Below are 17,717 nucleotides of genomic sequence, written 5' to 3'. Positions count from 1 at the left end.
TTGGGAGTGCCGTGACCGGCCCGCTGAGCACGTTGATCCTCGCCGCGGGTGAGGGCACCCGCATGCGTTCGTCCACCCCGAAGGTGCTGCACCCGATCGCCGGCCGTCCGCTGGTCGAGCACGCGGTCCGGGCGGCGGCGGGGCTGAGCCCGGAACACCTGGTCGTGGTCATCGGCCACGGTCGCGACTCGGTCGGCGCGCAGCTGGCGAAGGTCGGCGAAGCGCTCGGGCGCGAGGTCGTCACGGCCGTCCAAGAGGAGCAGAAGGGCACCGGGCACGCCGTCTCGTGCGCGCTCTCGGCACTGCCGGGCGGACTGACCGGCACCGTCGTCGTCAGCTACGGCGATGTCCCACTGCTCGACACCGAAACACTCGCTTCCCTGGTCACGGAGCACACCTCGGCCGGTAACGCGGTCACCGTGCTGACCGCGGTCGTGGAGAACCCGACCGGTTACGGCCGGATCATCCGCGACGAGAACGGTGTCGTCACCTCGATCGTCGAGCAGAAGGACGCCACCCCCGAACAGCACGAAATCGCCGAAATCAACTCCGGCGTCTACGCCTTCGACGCTTCGGTGCTGGTCGATGGTCTCTCGAAGCTTTCGACCGACAACGCGCAGGGCGAGCTCTACCTCACCGACGTCCTCGGCATCGCCCGCGGCGACGGCAAGGGGGTCGGCGCGCTGGTCATCGACGACCCTTGGGTGACCGAAGGCGTCAACGACCGTGTGCAGCTCTCCGTTCTCGGCGCCGAACTGAACCGGCGCATCGTCCGCGGCTGGCAGCGGGCGGGCGTCACCGTCGTCGACCCGTCGAGCACGTGGATCGACGCGGGCGTGACCCTGTCGCGCGACGTCGTCATCGAACCCGGCGTGCAACTGAAGGGCTCGACGTCGGTCGGCGAAGGCGCGCAGATCGGCCCGGACAGCACGCTGGAGAACGTCTCCGTCGGCACGGGCGCGTCGGTGGTGCGAACGCACGGTTCCGATTCGGAACTGGGCGATGGCGTCAAGGTCGGCCCGTTCACCTACCTGCGTCCCGGCACCAAACTGGGGACCAAGGCCAAGCTGGGCGCCTTCGTCGAAACGAAGAAGGCGGACATCGGCGCCGGGACGAAGGTTCCGCACCTGACCTACGTCGGCGACGCGACCATCGGCGAAAACAGCAACATCGGTTGTTCCAGCGTTTTCGTCAATTACGACGGCGTGAACAAGCACCACACCACGATCGGCTCCCATGTGCGGCTCGGCGCGGACAACACGTTTGTCGCCCCGGTGACCATCGGCGACGGTGCCTACAGCGGGGCAGGCACCGTGATCAGGCAAGACGTGCCCCCGGGCGCGCTCGCCGTCTCCACCGGGCCGCAGCGCAACATCGAAGACTGGGTGACCCGGCGCAGGCTGGGCACACCCGCGGCGGAAGCAGCTTCCGCCGCGAAGCAGGACACCACCGCCGTGTCCGATTCAGATAAGGGAAACGACGGGGAGTCGCCAGCATGAGTTCGAAGTCCGGCACACCGAAGAAGAACCTGATGCTCTTCTCCGGGCGCGCACACCCGGAGCTCGCCGCAGAGGTCGCCAAGCACCTCAACGTGACGGTCGTCCCGCAGACCGCGCACAACTTCGCCAACGGCGAGATCTTCGTCCGGTTCAACGAATCGGTGCGCGGGACCGACGCGTTCGTGATCCAGAGCCACCCGGCGCCCATCAACGAATGGGTGATGGAGCAACTGATCATGGTGGACGCCCTCAAGCGGGCGAGCGCCAAGCGGATCACCGTGATCATGCCGTTCTACCCGTACGCGCGGCAGGACAAGAAGCACAAGGGCCGCGAGCCGATCTCCGCGCGCCTGATCGCGGACCTGTTCAAGACCGCGGGCACCGACCGGATCATGACGGTCGACCTGCACACCGCACAGATCCAGGGCTTCTTCGACGGCCCCGTCGACCACCTGCTCGCGCAGAACGTGCTTGCCGCGCACATCAACAAGACCTACCACGGCGAGAACATCACCGTCGTCTCGCCGGACTCGGGCCGCGTGCGGCTCGCCGAGAAGTGGGCGGCGCAGCTGGGTGATCGGCCGATCGCCTTCATCCACAAGACCCGCGACCCGGACAAGCCGAACCAGGCCGTCGCCAACCGCGTCGTCGGCAAGGTCCGCGGTCAGCTGTGCGTGTTGATCGACGACATGATCGACACCGGCGGCACGATCGTGAAGGCCACCGAGGCCCTGCTCGACGAAGGCGCCGCCGACGTCGTCATCGCCTCGACGCACGGCATCCTGTCCGACCCCGCCACCGAGCGGCTGTCGAACTGCAAGGCGCGCGAGGTGATCGTCACCAACACGCTGCCGATCCCCGAGGAGAAGCGGTTCCCGGGCCTGACCGTGCTGTCCATCGCGCCGCTGCTGGCGCAGGCGATCCAGCAGGTCTTCGAGGACGGGTCGGTCACGTCCCTCTTCGACGGCAACGCCTGATCCCATCGAAGCGAGGGACCTTTGCTCCCGCTCTCTTCCGGAGAGTGAGAGCAAAGGTCCCGTGCTTCGTTTTCAGCTCCTCGCGAAACGACGCGCGCCGGACCTCCCGGCGTGGCTAGGTTGCCGTTTATGGGGAAATTCAAGTTCGGCGTGAACCTGTGGGGCGCCGAGAACCGCGAAGATTGGGTCGCGAAGTGCCTCCGCGTCGAGGCCCTCGGATACGACGTCATCTCCGTGCCCGATCACCTCGGGCCGGGACGGAACGCGCCTTTTCCAGCCTTGACCATGGCTGCCGCAGTGACCCAACGGCCGCGCGTAGGCACTCTCGTCTCCAACGTGTCTTTTTACAACTTCGCGCTCTTCGCACGCGAAGTCGCCACAACGGTGAAGATGACCGACGACCGGCTGGACCTTGGCCTCGGCTCCGGCCACATGAAATCGGAATTCGACAGTGCCGGCCTGCCGTGGGTTCCCGCCAAGGAGCGCATCGAGTATCTCGCCAAGAGCCTCGACCACCTGCGTGAGCACTTCGACAACGAGGGGATCACACCCCCGCCGCTGCTCCTCGCGGGCAACAGCGACGGCGTGCTCTCTCTCGCCGCCCGTCACGCCGACATCGCCGGCTTCGCGGGTCTTCGTCAAGCACCGGGAAAACCACCGGGCACCTTCCAACTCGACGACGCCGAGCGCATGGACGAACGTGTCGCCTACTTTCGCTCACACACGAACGGCCGGGATCCCGAACTGAACATGCTCGTCCAGCGAGTCGTCGTCACGGCCGACCGGCGCGCGGCCGCCGAATCCTGGCGTGTCGACGACGAGGACGGTCTCGACGTGGACGCCCTGCTCGAAACGCCCCAATTGCTGTTCGGGACGGTCGACGAGATCGTCCGGCAGCTCCAGGAACGTCGCGAACGGTACGGCTTCTCCTACATCACGGTGTTCGAGCCGATGCTGGAAACGTTCGCGCCGGTCGTGAAGGAACTGTCAGGTCAGTAAGCGACACAGAAGCGCTGGCGGCGGTGCTCTGGCTTGTCGATCTCGTCGACGAACGCGATCGCGTAGTCGGCACCGCTGATCTTCGACCTGCCGTTTTCATCGTTCAGGATCACATCGCTCCCGAGTCGGAAGTCGCCGATGCGCCCTCCCTCGGTCCACGCGCCGAACTCGGGGGCCGGGCTGAGGTAGAACCATTCGACATCCTCGGGAAGCGCCCGGAACGCTTCCAGCACCTCGACGTGTGCCCCTGCTTCGCCCTTGTACTCGTCCGGGAACTCGGGGGTGTCGATCAGCCGGGGCCCGCCCTCGGTCACGTACAGACTGCCCGCCCCGCCGACCACCCCGATCCGCGCGCCGTTGTCCTTCGCGACCTGAGCGATCGAGGGCACCGCCTCGAGCAGGCCACTCTGCCCCTGGACCGCGATGACCAGCACGTCGGCGCCCTTGGCGACTTCGGCGAGGAAGGCCTCGTCGTACAGCGATCCGGCCCTGGTCCCCTCACCTTCTGCGTTCCTCGCTATCGCCAGGACCTCGTGACCGCGATCGCGTGCTTCCGCGACGACCTTCGTGCCCGCGTACCCGGTTCCTCCGAACACAACCAATTTCGCCATCACGTTCTCCCTTTCATCGGTGACGACCCCGATGTTAAGAACGCGAGATCGGCTACTTCAACGTATGCAACGCACCCCGGGGTGAGCGTGCAGGTCAGCCGCCCAGCGTGGCGAACTCGGACTTGAGCTTTTCACGGGCACCGTTGACGTCGACGGGAGCCCGGACCTCACCGCGGGCCGACGGTTTCGCCTGGACCTGGTAGCTGGCGTTCCGATTCGGCAGTCTGAACTTGACCTCACAGGTCATGCTCGTCGTGGTGTCCGGTGCCGCGTTGGCGTCCGCCGTGCAGGTCTGCCCCCCGAGGGACTGGGCGGTGAACTCGACGGTCAGTGTCAGGCGCACGGGTGTCCCGCTCACGCCGCCGATGACGGTGTTGGCGACGTCGATGGTCGCCCGGCAGCTTCCGACGAAGTCCGTACAGTCCAGTTTGTCGCTGACCACGCTGACGCTGACCTGGGTGAGCGCGTCGAACGGTTGCCCGACCCCGCCGATCGCGCCGTCCAGATCGGTCTGGAGCTTTTTGAGCGCGTCCCCGGCGAGCGGCTCGACCCGCATCTCGGCACCGAGCGTCTTGCCGCCGGCGGCGTCGACGAGGGAAGGCGCGAAACTGACCACGCGATGCGGCGGCGCGGTGGTCACCTGGAGCGCCCCAGGCCCACTCCGGATGTCATAGACCTCGGTTCCGTCGGGCAACTTCGACCGAACCGGATCGGTCAGCGGTTTCATCGCGGACACCGCGGTCCGGAGTGTCGACGCCGCCTTGCGCGGGTTGAGCACCTCGACGGCGTTCACCGGCAGGTCCGTGCTGTCGGTCCGGACCCAGTTGGTGCCGTACTGGTCACTGTTGCCGAGCCCGTGCGCCTTCCAGTACTCCGGCGTCGCCGCGAGGTACAACTGCTTGTCGGCCGAGACGACCTGGACGGTCTGGCCGTCGACCGGCAGCGCGCCGTGTGCGCTGCCGTTGCGGGTGATGCGAAACAGCAATTCGGCGGGTTTACCCGAAGCATCCTTGATTGTCGACTTATAGACAACCGCGGGTGCCTGCTCCAGCGCCTTCAACGCGCTCTCCACAGCGCCACGCTGCTCGGCGCGCCGGTCGACCCGCTGCTGCTCGGCGGGCGAGATCCCCGCGGCCCCGTCGATCGCGACGTCACAACCGGCCACGAAGCAGCACAAGACGGCGACCGCGCCGATCCTCAACCGTCGTGCCGGCATTCCGCCCCCTGTGTCTCGCGTGCGAAGAGATCACACCTTAGGAAAGGGGTCACGCACCACCGCATCCGCGGGTTCCCAAAGCAGCTGTCACCGACTTGTCACCTGAACGAGCCACCCGGCGGGACCCCGGCACGACAGGTTGGTCTACACTTTCCCGGTCTCGGCGAGGCGGGTTCCGTGAGCACCTGGTGCCCGACGTGATCGACGCGGCGGCTTGAGTGGCCACACGCGATCGAGCACGCCCGTGGAACTCGCCGCCGAACACCAGAACCGACCCGAACCATCCCCACCTCAGCATGATTTCGCTGAACATGTTGGTGAATTGAAGGAGTGCTACACCGTGTCCGAGGTACGCCTATCCGTTGAGCCCCGCACCGAATTCGGCAAGGGTGCCGCGCGCCGCACGCGTCGCGCCGGCAAGATCCCCGCGGTGCTGTACGGGCACGGCTCGGACCCGCGCCACTACGCCCTGCCCGCCCTCGAGTTCGCCCGCGTCGTGCGTGAGAACGGCGGCAACGCCGTCATCACCCTCGAGCTCGAGGGCAAGAGTGAGCTGGCGCTGACGAAGACCATCGTCGTCCACCCGCTGAAGAACTACATCGAGCACGTCGACCTGCTGGTCGTCATTCGCGGCGAGAAGGTCACCGTCGACATCCCCGTCGTCGTCACCGGCACCCCCGGCCCGGGCACCCTGGTCACCACCGACCTCGACGCCATCCAGATCGAGGTCGAGGCACTGCACATCCCCGAGCAGGTCGAGGTCTCGGTCGAGGGCGTCGTCGCCGGCACCCAGATCAACGCTTCGGACGTCATCCTGCCGAAGGGCGCCTCCCTGGTCACCGACCCTGATGCCCTGGTCGTCGCCGTGAACGAGTCGCCGTCCGAATCCGCGCTCGAGGGCGAAGACGCCGACGCCGAGGCGGAGACCACCCCCGCCGAGGACGCCGAATAAAGTCACTCGCGTGACCGAAGCAGTACTTCCCGGGGCCGGCGAGCAGATCCTGCTCGCCGGCCTCGGCAATCCCGGCCCTCAATACGCTGGCAACAGGCACAACGTCGGCTTCATGGTGCTCGACGAACTCGCCGGCCGTGTCGGCGGCAGGTTCAAAGCCCACAAAAGCGGCGCCGAGGTCCTCGAAGGCAGGCTCGCCGGGCAGCGGGTGGTCCTGGCGAAGCCGCGCTCGTACATGAACCTTTCGGGCGGCCCTGTCGTCGGCGTGGCCCGGTTCTACAAGATCCCCCCGGCCGGTGTCGTGGTCGTCCACGACGAGCTGGACGTCGACTTCGGCGCGCTCAAGATGAAGCTGGGTGGCGGTGACAACGGCCACAACGGCCTCCGCTCGATCACCAAATCCCTGAGCACGAAGGACTACTACCGCGTCCGTTTCGGCGTCGGCCGCCCTCCAGGACGGCAGGATCCGGCGGATTTCGTGCTGAAGGACTTCTCGACGGTCGAACGCAAAGAACTCGCTTTCGAGGTCGATCGCTGCGCCGACGCCGTTGAAGCGCTGATCAGCACCGGTCTCGTCGCAGCCCAGAACACCTTCCACGCTGGGTGAACCCGATCACATGGCGGTGTGTTACAACTCGTCACTCGAAGGCGTTCACCACGCCCCTGATCGAGTCGTGAAATAGCGCGAGCTCTTCCGGGGAACTCTCAAACCCGTTAGGACGGAATGCGGAGATCACATTCCCACCGAAACCGGAGAGAGTTTCATGTCGTTTACGGCCAAAGACATCACCGGCGCCACTTTTCCGAACGCCCCGATCGGGCGGCGCGGATACGCCAAACACGAGGTCGACAAGTTCCTGGAGCGGATCGCAAACACGATCTCGGACCGGGACGACCTGACGGCGGCCGAGGTCCACCACGTCATGTTCTCGCGTCCGCTGATCGGGAAGCGCGGCTACGACGAACGCGAAGTCGACGATTTCCTCGACAAGATCGAGGGGCAACTCGCCCAGCGGACCGGCCAGCAGGTACTCGGTGTGCCCGGCGTGCGTGAGGAGAACCAGGCGACCGCCGAACGCGCCGTTCCGGACCGCGGCCTCGTCGATTTCCTGCGGGAACGCTAGTGCCCGTCACCTCGTTCGAGGCGAGAACCCGGCAGTTCGACCGGGCGCCGATCGGCGCCCGGGGCTATCACGAACCCGCGGTCGATGCCTTCCTCGAACGGGTCGCCGCCACGCTCGACGGCGACGACGACCTGTCGGTTTCGGACGTCCACAACGTGGCGTTCGCCAAAGCACCGCTCTCGAAACGAGGCTACGACCCAGCAGCCGTCGACGCGTTCCTCCGTGACGTCGAAGGCACACTGGCCGGGCGTTCCCAGTCCGCCGGCTACTACATTGCGCCGGCTTTGGAACACACTCACACCCGCAGGCCGCTCTGGCGACGCCGCTGACCCACGGAAACACGGCGAGAGGGCCGGCCCGCGATCCTCGCGAGTCCGACGCTCCCGTGTCAGGTGGTCGCCGCGTTCTTGGCGATCTTGTTCGCGAACTGGGTGGCGGTCGCGGCCCGCTTCACCTTGCCCGACGGTGTCTTGGGCAGACTTCCCGCCGGAAGCACCACAACCGCGAAGGGCCGCATGTCGACCGCGTCGCGCACCTTGGCCGCGACTTCCTTCGCCAACGCCTTCTCGGTGTCCGGATCCCCGGCGAGTTTCGATTCGACGACGACGGCGAACCGCTCCCGGCGGCTACCCGCGTCGATCCGCACGGCCACGGCGTTCCCAGCTCGAACCCCCTCGACCGACATCGCCGCCCGTTCGATATCGGTCGGGTACAGGTTCCGGCCACCCATGATGATGACGTCCTTACGACGACCGCAGATCACGATCATGCCGTCGATCAGGTAGCCGAGGTCACCGGTGAGCAGCCAGCCGCTCTCGTCCTGTGTCGCGACCGGACCCTCCATGGTCAGGTACCCCGGCGTCACGGCCTCGCCGCGCAGACGGATTTCTCCGACCTGGCGCTCGCCGAGCACAGTGCCCTTGTCATCGACGATCTCGGCCTCGAGCCCGTCGAGGGGCGGCCCGAGCACCGCGAAGGAACGGACGTCGTCGGTGCCGCGCCTCGGGTCATCCTCGGGCACCGGCACCGCACGGTTGTCCGCCTCTAGCGCCTCGGCTTCGACGACGTCCAGCGTCAGTCCGGTGAACAGCGGAGCAAACGAAACCGCAAGAGTCGCCTCCGCCATGCCATACGCCGGAAAGACGCATTCGGCAGGCATCTTGAACCGCGCTCCCGCCTCGACGAAGGTCTGCACCGCTGTTTCATCGATCGGCTCGGCGCCGTTCAGCGCGATCCGAAGCTTCGAGAGGTCGTAAGTGTTGTCGTCCTCTTCCCGAGCCATCCGCCTGCCCACGATCGCGTAGGCGAAGTTCGGCGCGGCCGTGGTCGTGCCGTTGTACTTGCTGATCAGCTGCGGCCAGATCAACGGGCCCGACAAAAACTCGAGCGGCGTGATCTTGACGAGTTCGACACCGAACGTCATCGGGACCGTCAGGAAACCGACCATCCCCATGTCGTGGAAGGTGGGCAACCACGAAACCATCACATCGACGTCAAAGTCGAACTCGGCGCGATCGACCATCGCCTTGACGTTCGAATACAGGTTTCCGTAGGTGATCTGAACGGCCTTCGGATCGGCCGTCGACCCACTGGTCAGCTGTAGGAGCGCCGTGTCGGATTCGCCCGTCGGAACTGGCTCCGCCAGCGGTTCGGCCTCGAGCAACTCAGTGATCACCTGGAAGGCGATGCCGTGCTCGGTGAGCACCGGCGCCAGCTGGTCGAACGGCTCACCGAGCAGGACCAGATCGGACCCGATCATCCGCAGCACGCGAACGGTGTCCTCGGCCCACTCGGCGAGGTCGGTGCGCTGGGTGGGCTGGTGCAGCATCGTCACGCTGCCACCGGCGAGCCACACCGCCTGCACCGTCGGCGCGATCAGCGACGGCGCCGCCGCCAGGACCGCCACCGCCTTGCCGGACTCGAGCCCGGCGAGCACCAGGCCCCCGGCGACCCGCTTCGCCTGCTCGTGAATCTCAGCCCAGGTCCGCCGAACCGGCTCCTTGGGCTCCCCCGTGACCATTCCTCGCTGCTGACCTCGCCCCGCCGCGGTGGCGACGAGCGTGTCCACGAACCGACTCATGCGCGTCACAGTACTGTCCGCCCTTGGAACACCCGCTCGCCGTCGAGTGAACTCACTCGATCGCTTCGGAGGTCTCGAGCCACTGGGCCTCGACCTCCTCCTTCTCCGTTTCAACGGCTTTCAGTTCAGTGTTCAACTCGATGAGCTTCGTCGGGTCGGTCGCCGCCACGAGCAGCGCCGCGTGCAGCTTCTTTTCCTTGGCGTGCAACTGGTCGAGCTTGCGCTCGAGGCGGGACAGTTCCTTCTGTGCCGCCCGCTGCTCCGCGGCACTCTTCTTGAGCTCGGAGGACTGCCCGCTGCCCGACTTCCGGTCGGCACCGGCCTGCTCCAGGCTCTTGACCCGCCGGTCGAGGTACTCCTCGATGCCGCCCGGGAGGTGGGTCACGTGTCCGTCCCCGAACAAGGCGACGATCGTGTCGCAAACGCGTTCCACCAGGTACCGGTCGTGCGAAACGACGACGAGGCTGCCCGGCCACGAATCGAGCAGGTCTTCCAGCTGCTGCAAAGTGTCGATATCGAGATCGTTCGTCGGTTCGTCGAGCAGCAGCACGTTGGGCTCGGCCATCAGAAGCCGGCACAGCTGCAGGCGGCGCCGCTCACCACCGGAAAGGTCTTCGACCGGAGTCCACTGCCTGGACGCGGGGAACCCCAGCTTTTCGGCCAGCTGCGACGCGGAGAGCTCCTGTTTGCCGAATACGACCCTTCCGGAGACCTCTTCGATCGCCTGCAGGACGCGCAGATCACCCGGCAGATCGTCGAGCTCCTGCCGTAGGTGCGCGAGGCTGACCGTCTTCCCCTGGATACGGCGCCCCGTCTCGGGCTCTTTGTCCCCGCCGAGCAGCTTCAGCAGCGTCGTCTTGCCGGATCCGTTGACGCCGACCAGGCCGATCCGATCGCCTGGCCCGATCCGCCAGGTGACGTGATCGAGCAGAGTGCGGTCACCGACGGTCAAAGTTGCGTCCTCGACCTCCAGCACGGTTTTCCCCAGCCGTCGGCGGGCGAACGCCTGCAGCTCGACTGAATCACGTGGCTCCGGCACGTCGGAGATCAGTGCCTCCGCCGCCTCGACGCGGTAGCGCGGCTTCGAAGTCCTGGCCTGCGGACCGCGACGCAGCCACGCGAGCTCCTTGCGGGCCAGGTTCTGCCGCTTCTCCTCGGCCGTCGCCGCGAGCCTCGCCCGCTCGGCCCGGGCGAAGATCCAGTCCGCGTACCCACCTTCGTACTGCTCGACGCGACCGTTGGAGACCTCCCAGGTCACGCTCGCGACCGTGTCGAGGAACCACCGGTCGTGGGTGACGACCACGACCGCGATCCTGCGGTTGAGCAGGTGATCCGCGAGCCAGCGCACACCTTCGACGTCGAGATGGTTGGTAGGCTCGTCGAGGACCACGAGGTCGAGTTCACCGGTGAGAGCCGCCGCCAATGCGACACGGCGGCGTTCGCCACCGGACAGGTTCGCCGTCGACGTTTCGACACCGAGAGCAGTGATCCCCAGACCATCCATAATGGACCTGACCCGCGCGTCAGCGGCCCACTCATGTTCGGCGCCGTAGCGCTCCAGCACGACGTCTCCGACTGTGCTGCCGACCGGGAGTTCGGTTCGCTGGGTGACCACGGCCATCCGCAAGCCACGGACTTGACTCACCCGTCCCGTATCCGGCTCGCTGATCCCCGCGAGGACCTCCAGCAGCGTCGTCTTCCCGCCCCCGTTGAGACCGACGACGCCAATGCGCTGCCCCTCCGCAACGCCGAGCGAAACACCGTCGAGCAGCGGGCGCACCCCGAAGGACTTGCTCACCGACTCCAGGTTGACCAAGTTGGCCATGCCTCAGCCGATCCTTTCCAAAAAGCTTGCACCACAACGAATTAGTCGACGTCCATTTCGGACATCCTCACGCGTGTACTCGAGGCGGAGCCGGCCGCGGCGCATCGTCTCCGCCTACCAGCTTGGCGCCGGGAACCGGCCCGTGTGCGACACGCACCGTGCGACAGACCCCCGCACCGGACAGCTCCGCGGCGACCTCGACTGCAGACTGGGCATCCGCGCACAGAAAAGCGCAGGTCGGCCCAGACCCGGACACGGTGCCGGCGAGCGCACCCGCGTTGACTCCCGCCCGCAACGTGCGACGCAGCCCGGGACGCAACGAGACGGCGGCCGCCTGCAGGTCATTGCCGAGAAGCAGTGCCAGCTGCCGCGGGTCACCGGACGCCAGCGCCTCGACCACCGGAGTATGCGAACCGATCCGAGGCGGACTGCCCTCTTCACGCAACCTGTCCAGTTCTCCGAACACCCGAGGGGTCGAAAGACCACGCTGATCGAACGCCAGAACCCAATGGAACGTGTGCCTCGACAACACCGGCACAAGTTGCTCGCCTCGGCCGGTACCCAACGCTGTCCCACCGTAAAGGGCGAAAGGAACATCGCTCCCGAGCTTGGCGGCGATACCCGCCAGTTCGTCTCGGGAGATGTCGAGCTTCCAAAGTGACGCGAGCCCCACCAGGGTCGCGGCCGCGTCAGCGCTGCCCCCGGCCATCCCGCCGGCTACGGGGATGCCTTTGCGAAGCACCACTCGGACCTTGGACTCGCCGTCGGCCTTGCCGACGTGGGCCGCCAGCGCCTGCGCCGCCTTCCACGCGAGGTTGTTGGCCCCGGTCGGTACGGAACCTTCTCCTTCGCCATAGACCTCGACGCCCGGGTCCTCGGTGACCGCCACGGTCACCTCGTCAGTGAGCGAAAGCGCCTGGAACACGGTCACCAGCTCGTGGTAGCCGTCCGGGCGTACGTCACCGACCGACAAGTGCAGGTTGACCTTGGCGGGAACCCTGACGGTTACTGGGGGCGGTACGACGGCGAGCACGAGTCAAGCCTACGTGGCCGCTCCACTTGTGCTGCCACCAGGAGAAAGAGAACAGGACGAGTCAGACACGAAAGGGCCGCCCTGGACGGATTTCGTCCTGAGCGGCCCGGTCGTGGAGGAGTCAGGCAGCGACGCCCTGCGGCCCGCGGACCGGGTGGGTCACGTGGCCACCGCGTTCGGCGATCCAGGCGAGCGCGGCATCCGCGCGCTCACCGCGCACACCGAGACGGAACCTGCCGACCGGCGTGTCGCCGATCCGGGTCAGGCCGCCCCCGATGGTGGCGAGTTCGACGTCGAAGCGACCGGCGGCCTCAGGCAGCAGCGCACCGACCGATGCGAAACCGACAAGCACGACGTCCACCGCGCGGTCGTACTTCGACGTCTGCGCCCGTCCGGTCTCGATCGAGGGCAGCAGCGCCTGCGCGGTCCGGCTGGTCGGGTCGGAGACCAGGTCGAGCACGGTTCCACGTTCGATGATCGCCCCAGCCTCAAGAACCGCGACGTCGTCGCAGACACGGCGGACCACACCGGCATCAGGAGTGGTGAGCAGCACGGTGACTCCGAGCTCGGCGCGCGCGCGGTCGAGCACGGTCAGGACCGCGCCGGACTCTTCGGGCTGCACACCGGCGGTCGGGTCGTCAGCCAAGAGCACGGACGGCCCGGCTGCCAGAGCCTTGGCGATGGCCACTCGGCGCAGCTGCCCCTCGGTCAGATCACCCGGCCGCTGCCCCGCTCGCGGGGTGAGTCCGACCAGATCGAGCAGGTTGCCGACCCGGTTACGGCGCTGCGGCCCGTCGAGGCCGAGCTGTTCGAGCGGCGACGCGATGTTGCCGGCGATGGTGCGCTCGGCGAGCAACTCCGGCTTGGTGCTCACGACACCGACCTGCCGACGGATCTCCCGCAGGCGGCGGCCGTCAAGGGTCCCGGTGTTCAGGCCGTCGAGGCGGACCACGCCCCGGTCCGGGCGCTCCTGAAGTCCGATGCAACGAGCGAGGGTCGACTTGCCGGAGCCGGCCGGACCGACGACTCCGAACAACGAGCCTGCTTGGATGTCCACGCTGACATCGCGCAGGGCGACGACGGGATTTCCGTTGAGGGGAAAGGACTTGGACAGGTTTTCGACAGTGATCACGAAGGGCTCCATGCAAAGGGGGCGCTGCTTCTTTCGAGCGCGCCAACCGTCACCGAGTGACCGTCCAGAACGGACGGGCTTCAGAGGTAAGGGAAAGACTCAGGCAGTAACGGTGGAGCGTCGACACGCACTTACCGTGCGGCGACCTTCATCGACGACGCGTCGCCTGGTCAGCAGGAGCGGGTGGGTGACCCTGTTCATTAGGCACAGCCTCCATCGGTCCTGGCGGTAGCACCTGCCCTGTTGAGGGTGGTTGCTGCGACTTCGGCGAGCCAGGTCTCTCAGTCGCTCGGGATGGCTCACTGAGTAAAACCGATCCCACTAGATGAAAGCAAGCGCGTAGGCGCAGATCACACGTCTGGTCGTGTCCATAATACAGGATTTGCTGTCCGCATCCTGAGACCACGGCTGAGGTCTCAGGATCGCGTCAGGCCGCTGCCTGCTAAGACAGGTTGGACCAGACGGATCGAGAAGAGGATTTACGCTGTCGTGCTGACCTCAGCCGAGACTCGCCCGCGCGGCGCCGGTCACACCTGCGACGGCGATCAGTCAGTCGCTGCCGCGATACGGGCGAACTGGTGAACATCCAACTGTTCACCGCGGGTCTTGGGGTCGATACCCGCCTTTTCGAGCAACTCCCCCGCACGTTCGGCGGAACCGGCCCATGACGCCAAAGCCGCCCGCAGCGTTTTTCGCCGCTGCGAGAAAGCGGCATCGACCACGGCGAACAGCCGCTTCCTCTCCACGGACGACACCACTTCGCCTCGCTCGAAAGCGACGAGGGCTGAATCCACGTTCGGAACAGGCCAGAACACCGAGCGAGGTACCGCGGCGACCTTACGTGTCTTCCCGTACCACGCGAGCTTGACGCTGGGCACTCCGTAAGTCCGACTGCCAGGGCCGGCCGCCATCCGGTCGGCGACTTCGGTCTGGACCATTACGAGACCACTGGTCAACGAGGGCAGCTCGGCGAGCAGATGCAGCACAACAGGAACGGCGACGTTGTACGGCAGATTCGCGACGAGCGCCGTCGGCCGTTGAGGCAGGTCGTCCACCGTGATCCGTAGAGCGTCCGCTCCGACAACCGTCAGCCTTTCGGCCCCACCGCGTTCGGCCACGGTGTTCGGGAGCCGCCCGGCCAGTACGGGGTCTATTTCGACCGCGACGACCTCGGCACCGGTCGCGAGCAGCCCGAGTGTCAGCGAGCCAAGCCCCGGCCCGACTTCCAGCACGACGTCACCTTCGCCGACTGCCGAAATGTCGACGATCCGGCGCACCGTGTTGGGATCGTGCACGAAATTCTGGCCGAGCTTCTTGGTCGGCCGTACGTCCAGCTCGGCCGCCAGCGCCCTGATCTCCGCAGGCCCGAGCAATTCAGTCACTCGACGATCGTAGCCAGCCTTCGTAAGCCGCGATTGGCCGGTGGACGACCACCCCAGCCCCAGTCGGCCCCGAGGACAGCGCCAGCCTCCGCTTGGCCGCAACTCGCTCGCGCCATCCTCACGGATTCTCCCAGCTGACCCGTGTCATACGCCAGGGTGATCGGTGCAGGTTCACATCGCCGGAGCGTGATCAACGTGCACCCGATCGATACCGTGCATTCGTTCGACTCAACCTCGACAATCGAGGGATGACCAGCACAAACATTCCCAAGGCCTTCCCGCTGAATCTGCCGGAAGGTGACGCCGATCTGCTTCTCGACGAGTTGCAGACACGGCTACGCGAAGGGCGACGCCTGGTCGCCGAAGTCGGCCAGATCCTGGCCGAGATCGAGTCACGCGGTGTCCGAGACCTCTTCGGATACAACTCGATCGCCGTCTTCTACGAGCACGTGGCCCGGGTTCCCCGAGCCGAAGCGAAGAAGGTGACGGCTCGAGCACTCGCACTCAACTCGAGACGCGCGCGCGACGGGACCTCGACTCCACCCGTCGCGCCTTTGACCGGAGCCGCGGCCGTCACAGGCGCATTGGCCGAGGGCAGCATCGACCGAATCGTCACGGTTCTGCGGAGACTCCCAGAGCACATCGCCGCGAACGTCCGACTCGACGCCGAGAGGGACCTGGTCGATCTCGCCAGCGTCGCGAGACCGCGCGACGTGACGATGGCTGGAACCGACGTGCTCGCACGTCTCAACCCAGATGGGAACGACACCGAGGACCCCAACCCGAAGACCCGGCGAAGCGAGTTCTGGTTGCGTCAGAAACGCACTGGCCGTTGGGACATGCGCGGCGACCTCGATCCCGAGACAGGCGCCCGCCTGAACGCGCTTCTAGTCCCACTCGCGCATCCGGTCCCGAACGGAGAAGCCGACACCCGCACTCCGGCGGAGAGACGCGGCGACGCTTTCACAGAAATCGTCGGCGTTGCGGAAGCCGGCCCGGATATCCCTTTGCCTCGGCAGAGGCAGGAGCCGGTCGCTGAGCGGCCGCAGCCCGCGAAGCCCACCGAGAAGCCGACGGACCAACCCACGACCGGCCAAACACGGAATGAGAGCCAGCAAAGCCAGCACCGCGACGACAGCAGCGTGCGAGCAGAGACCGCCGCTGAACGATCTAGGGCCGCGACCCACCTAAGGTCTCCGCGCTGGTGGTCACGGCGGCCGAGATTCGGCGCTACACAGCCTCAGCTGCCCAAGACGGCCTGAAGGCCACCTTGTGGGCAGTTAGAAAACCCACACGATGACCTTCAGGGGGGAGGGAGAACGATCTGGCGGTCAGGCCTTCTTGCCACAGTGCGGCCAGGCGCCGTAGCCACCGCGGCTGTCGCGGAGCTTCTCAGCGACAGCGATCTGCTGGGCCTTGCTGGCCTGGTGCGGGTAAGCGGCGTACTGCGAGCCACCGTAGGCATCCCAGGTGCTCTTGTTGAACTGCAGGCCACCGTAGTAGCCGTTGCCGGTGTTGGCGGCCCAGTTACCGGTCGACTCGCACTGCGCGATGCGGTCCCAGGCGCCGGCGTCACCGATGACCGGATCGGCGGGCTTCTTCGTACCGACCTTGACGATCTTAGGCTTGGCCTCGGTGATGACCTCTTCCGAGACCTTCTCGCGGCCGACCTCTTTGCCATTGCGCTTGGTGACCTTGTAGGTCACGGTCTTCTGGCCCGGGGTACCCGGGTCTTCGACCTTGGTCTTGCCCTTTTCGAGCTCCGGGTCGTCGACCTTCTGTTCGGGCGGTGCGATTTCCTCGTTCTGTTTGATCATGGTGACGCCGGTCCGGCTGACGTGGACCTCGGCACCGTCGACCAGCTTGACGTCGAGACCACCGATGGCCTCATCGTCCGGGCCGAGGGTCATCCGCAGCTCACCGAGGAATTCCTTGGTGGTGACCGAGTTGGTTTGAACCTTGCGCGGTTCGTTCGCGCCGTCATAGACGGTGACGTTCTTGAGGGTCTTGACCTCGACGGTGGCGCCCTCGAGCGGAAGTTCACCGTTCTGCGGCATCGAAGTCCAGGTACCGGACTTCGCGAGATCGGAACGGCCGAGCTGGTTCAGGGCTTCGCTGAGGTTGGTCGCGCGAACCCAGGATTCCTGCGATACGCCATCGACGACCAGATTGAGCTTGCGGCCACGCTCCAGCTTGATGACGCCGCCGTCGCCCACCGCGGCCTGAGGCGAGGGCGAGAGAGAGTCGTGCGCGCCGACCGAAAGACCGGCGTCTTCAAGGACTTCGCCGACCGTGTCGCCGAAACTGTGAACGGTCTGCTGCTGACCATCGATGTCGAGCGTGACGCTCTTGTTCATCGCGATCGCGGCCGCGCCGCCACCGCCGAGGGTGAGCAGTACCGCCATGACGGTTCCCTTGAGGAACCGCTTCTTCCAGACGCGGGTCGCGCTCGAGATGACCTCGTCCTTGGTCGCGGCCTTCATCGGCGCGCCCGCGGTGCGGTCCTCGGCCACTTCGTCCGGAATGACGATCGGCGGCAGCATGGTGGTCTCGGCGCTGATGAGGCGGATCAGCTCGTCGACGTCGACGTCGATCTCGGCCATCAAGGTGTCGGCGTCGGGACCGAGCGCGGCCAGGATGTCCTGGTGCGTGATGCGCGGGTCATCAGAGTAGTCCAGCTCGCCGTAGTGAGTGTCGCGGTCGAGCACGGCAACCGAACCGGCGGAAGCGAAGGTGTTCGTCTCCGCGCCGAGGCGCGAGGCATCCTGCCTACTGCTACCAGTCACTGGGTCGTTCCCTTTCCCAAGACGTCAAGGAGCTCGACTACCGCTCCACAACGTCCTTCGTCTCGATGCGCACTTCGGCACACCTCTAGAAGTCCGACACC

The 17,717-nt window shown here is 66.4% G+C and carries 16 protein-coding genes and 1 riboswitch; of the genes, 8 read left to right on the top strand and 8 right to left on the bottom strand.

From position 1 onward, the window contains the following. The first annotated feature begins 11 nt into the window (after positions 1-11). The 3 genes from glmU (at position 12) to ACM6LR_RS13295 (ending at position 3,475) form a co-directional block, all read left to right on the top strand. Complete coding sequence (gene glmU / locus ACM6LR_RS13305; protein ID WP_414943887.1) at positions 12-1,499, top strand: bifunctional UDP-N-acetylglucosamine diphosphorylase/glucosamine-1-phosphate N-acetyltransferase GlmU; 1,488 nt, start codon at positions 12-14, stop codon at positions 1,497-1,499. Beyond that, entirely contained in the window at positions 1,496-2,476 is a 981-nt protein-coding gene (locus ACM6LR_RS13300; RefSeq protein WP_414939805.1) for a ribose-phosphate diphosphokinase, read from the top strand. Before glmU ends, ACM6LR_RS13300 begins: the two co-directional genes overlap by 4 nt. A 129-nt stretch (positions 2,477-2,605) precedes the next feature. Continuing rightward, complete coding sequence (locus ACM6LR_RS13295; protein ID WP_414943886.1) at positions 2,606-3,475, top strand: TIGR03621 family F420-dependent LLM class oxidoreductase; 870 nt, start codon at positions 2,606-2,608, stop codon at positions 3,473-3,475. On the opposite strand, the gene ACM6LR_RS13290 is transcribed toward ACM6LR_RS13295, so the two are convergent. Further along, positions 3,469-4,086, bottom strand: a complete 618-nt coding sequence (locus ACM6LR_RS13290; RefSeq protein WP_414943885.1) for an NAD(P)-dependent oxidoreductase — start codon at positions 4,084-4,086, stop codon at positions 3,469-3,471. The two genes, ACM6LR_RS13295 and ACM6LR_RS13290, sit on opposite strands and share 7 nt — an antisense overlap. A 94-nt stretch (positions 4,087-4,180) precedes the next feature. Further along, positions 4,181-5,302 (bottom strand): hypothetical protein, encoded by a 1,122-nt coding sequence (locus ACM6LR_RS13285; RefSeq protein WP_414943884.1) that lies wholly within the window; start codon positions 5,300-5,302, stop codon positions 4,181-4,183. 340 nt (positions 5,303-5,642) lie between these two features. Here ACM6LR_RS13285 and ACM6LR_RS13280 point away from each other — a divergent pair, with 340 nt between their 5' ends. The 4 genes from ACM6LR_RS13280 (at position 5,643) to ACM6LR_RS13265 (ending at position 7,707) form a co-directional block, all read left to right on the top strand. After that, a complete protein-coding gene (locus tag ACM6LR_RS13280) occupies positions 5,643-6,254 on the top strand; it encodes a 50S ribosomal protein L25/general stress protein Ctc (RefSeq protein WP_414939802.1) in 612 nt (203 codons plus the stop codon). Between the two features lie 10 nt (positions 6,255-6,264). Continuing rightward, positions 6,265-6,861, top strand: coding sequence for an aminoacyl-tRNA hydrolase (gene pth / locus ACM6LR_RS13275; RefSeq protein WP_414943883.1), 597 nt, complete (start codon positions 6,265-6,267; stop codon positions 6,859-6,861). 157 nt (positions 6,862-7,018) lie between these two features. Further along, positions 7,019-7,378, top strand: coding sequence for a DivIVA domain-containing protein (locus tag ACM6LR_RS13270; protein WP_414943882.1), 360 nt, complete (start codon positions 7,019-7,021; stop codon positions 7,376-7,378). Further along, a complete protein-coding gene (locus ACM6LR_RS13265; RefSeq protein ID WP_414939799.1) occupies positions 7,378-7,707 on the top strand; it encodes a DivIVA domain-containing protein in 330 nt (109 codons plus the stop codon). The genes ACM6LR_RS13270 and ACM6LR_RS13265 overlap by 1 nt, the downstream gene beginning before the upstream one ends. Positions 7,708-7,766: 59 nt before the next feature. Here ACM6LR_RS13265 and ACM6LR_RS13260 read toward each other — a convergent pair whose 3' ends face one another. From ACM6LR_RS13260 to rsmA, 5 genes are all read right to left on the bottom strand, one after another. Continuing rightward, entirely contained in the window at positions 7,767-9,458 is a 1,692-nt protein-coding gene (locus tag ACM6LR_RS13260) for a fatty acyl-AMP ligase (RefSeq protein WP_414939798.1), read from the bottom strand. 52 nt (positions 9,459-9,510) lie between these two features. Continuing rightward, the gene (locus tag ACM6LR_RS13255; protein ID WP_414943881.1) at positions 9,511-11,283 is read right to left on the bottom strand and encodes an ATP-binding cassette domain-containing protein; all 1,773 of its coding nucleotides are present in this window, start codon (positions 11,281-11,283) and stop codon (positions 9,511-9,513) included. Between the two features lie 67 nt (positions 11,284-11,350). Beyond that, entirely contained in the window at positions 11,351-12,316 is a 966-nt protein-coding gene (locus tag ACM6LR_RS13250) for a 4-(cytidine 5'-diphospho)-2-C-methyl-D-erythritol kinase (protein WP_414939796.1), read from the bottom strand. Between the two features lie 121 nt (positions 12,317-12,437). Then, a complete protein-coding gene (locus tag ACM6LR_RS13245; protein ID WP_414939795.1) occupies positions 12,438-13,448 on the bottom strand; it encodes a methionine ABC transporter ATP-binding protein in 1,011 nt (336 codons plus the stop codon). A 210-nt stretch (positions 13,449-13,658) separates the two neighbouring features. Continuing rightward, a riboswitch (SAM riboswitch) is annotated at positions 13,659-13,749 on the bottom strand. A 244-nt stretch (positions 13,750-13,993) separates the two neighbouring features. After that, entirely contained in the window at positions 13,994-14,830 is an 837-nt protein-coding gene (gene rsmA, locus ACM6LR_RS13240; RefSeq protein WP_414939794.1) for a 16S rRNA (adenine(1518)-N(6)/adenine(1519)-N(6))-dimethyltransferase RsmA, read from the bottom strand. Positions 14,831-15,078: 248 nt separating this feature from the next. On the opposite strand from rsmA, the gene ACM6LR_RS13235 reads away from it, so the two are divergent. Next, positions 15,079-16,092 (top strand): DUF222 domain-containing protein, encoded by a 1,014-nt coding sequence (locus ACM6LR_RS13235; RefSeq protein WP_414939793.1) that lies wholly within the window; start codon positions 15,079-15,081, stop codon positions 16,090-16,092. 69 nt (positions 16,093-16,161) lie between these two features. Here ACM6LR_RS13235 and ACM6LR_RS13230 read toward each other — a convergent pair whose 3' ends face one another. Continuing rightward, the gene (locus tag ACM6LR_RS13230; RefSeq protein WP_414944028.1) at positions 16,162-17,538 is read right to left on the bottom strand and encodes a transglycosylase family protein; all 1,377 of its coding nucleotides are present in this window, start codon (positions 17,536-17,538) and stop codon (positions 16,162-16,164) included. Positions 17,539-17,717: the final 179 nt, after the last annotated feature.

It is taken from the genome of Amycolatopsis sp. cmx-11-32 (assembly GCF_047608695.1).
Taxonomy (GTDB): domain Bacteria; phylum Actinomycetota; class Actinomycetes; order Mycobacteriales; family Pseudonocardiaceae; genus Amycolatopsis.
Note: the sequence above shows the minus strand (reverse complement) of the source record. Positions and strands in the feature narration are given on the sequence as shown.

What these genes read in the sequence shown, in the direction of transcription:
- ACM6LR_RS13300 (WP_414939805.1), top strand. Translation starts at nt 1,496, where the DNA reads ATGAGTTCGAAGTCCGGCACACCGAAGAAGAACCTGATGCTCTTCTCC.
- ACM6LR_RS13295 (WP_414943886.1), top strand. Translation starts at nt 2,606, where the DNA reads ATGGGGAAATTCAAGTTCGGCGTGAACCTGTGGGGCGCCGAGAACCGC.
- ACM6LR_RS13290 (WP_414943885.1), bottom strand. Translation starts at nt 4,086, where the DNA reads ATGGCGAAATTGGTTGTGTTCGGAGGAACCGGGTACGCGGGCACGAAG.
- ACM6LR_RS13285 (WP_414943884.1), bottom strand. Translation starts at nt 5,302, where the DNA reads ATGCCGGCACGACGGTTGAGGATCGGCGCGGTCGCCGTCTTGTGCTGC.
- ACM6LR_RS13270 (WP_414943882.1), top strand. Translation starts at nt 7,019, where the DNA reads ATGTCGTTTACGGCCAAAGACATCACCGGCGCCACTTTTCCGAACGCC.
- ACM6LR_RS13260 (WP_414939798.1), bottom strand. Translation starts at nt 9,458, where the DNA reads ATGAGTCGGTTCGTGGACACGCTCGTCGCCACCGCGGCGGGGCGAGGT.
- ACM6LR_RS13255 (WP_414943881.1), bottom strand. Translation starts at nt 11,283, where the DNA reads ATGGCCAACTTGGTCAACCTGGAGTCGGTGAGCAAGTCCTTCGGGGTG.
- ACM6LR_RS13235 (WP_414939793.1), top strand. Translation starts at nt 15,079, where the DNA reads ATGACCAGCACAAACATTCCCAAGGCCTTCCCGCTGAATCTGCCGGAA.